2 pseudogenes are annotated in these 846 nt (G+C 43.6%); one reads left to right on the top strand and one right to left on the bottom strand.

Features of this window, described 5'->3' with window-relative positions:
• Window positions 1-282 (bottom strand): annotated as a pseudogene (locus VT06_RS16855) (sodium:proton antiporter); the annotation flags it as partial.
• Window positions 283-647: 365 nt separating this feature from the next.
• Between VT06_RS16855 and VT06_RS16850 the strand changes: the two are divergent.
• Window positions 648-846 (top strand): annotated as a pseudogene (locus tag VT06_RS16850) (PEP-CTERM sorting domain-containing protein); the annotation flags it as partial.

The raw sequence follows: 846 nt of genomic DNA, 5'->3' as shown, positions 1-846 counted from the left end.
ACAGACTAAAATTAACCAGCCAATGGTTTCATCTTGCATTACCCGTACCGAGGTTTCACCCAGATTAAACAGTGCTGCTTTTGGGCTGCCAATTAACAACAAGCCAGCAACGGCACCCAGCACTAATGCCAGAATGGGCCGCTTTAGCCAGATGGCAAAAGCCAGCACCACTATCGGTGGAATTAAGCTTATGGCAGAGGGGGCGGTGGTAATAACTGCGGCGGCCGTTTCAGCCGCCGCAGCAACAGGTTCGGCTAGATTATCCATCAAGGTCTCAGACATACTCTATTCTCTCGTAAATCTCCGGCAGGCCGGAACGGGGTTGGTAAACCGTTGCAGCAGATATTACAGCGCAACGGCACTCACTAAATTAGTTATGATTTGTGCTAGCTATAAACTACGGCGCAATAATATCAAAAAAATATTTTTCTACCAGAAAATTGTCAGAAGGGTTATGACACCATTTATTCGCATCTGAAGCTGTTAAAGGTAATGGTTATTGTCATAAAAATTTACACATAACATATTCAAAAATATTAAATATCAACAAAAACAGGGGTGTAAAAGTTGGTATGAATAATGCAAAAAAGTAATAGAACGCGAATACTTGTGGTAATTCGCCCTTTTGTTCCACCAAGGAGATTAACATGAACAAATTTACCAAGGGGATGGTGGCGGGTGCCGCATTATTGGTCGCGCCATTTACCCAAGCAGCAGTTATAGAGTGGTCTTTTAATGTGACTACTGAGTGGCTTGGCGCTACATTTAATGGCGTTAACGCCAATCAAATTGTAAACGACTCACTGATTAGCTGGGGTCGCGCTGGCGGTGATCATACTGATGCTA

Origin of the sequence: Arsukibacterium sp. MJ3 (genome assembly GCF_000987765.1) — a bacterium.
Classification (GTDB): Bacteria; Pseudomonadota; Gammaproteobacteria; order Enterobacterales; family Alteromonadaceae; genus Alishewanella.
This window is presented reverse-complemented; position numbering and strand designations above follow the sequence as displayed.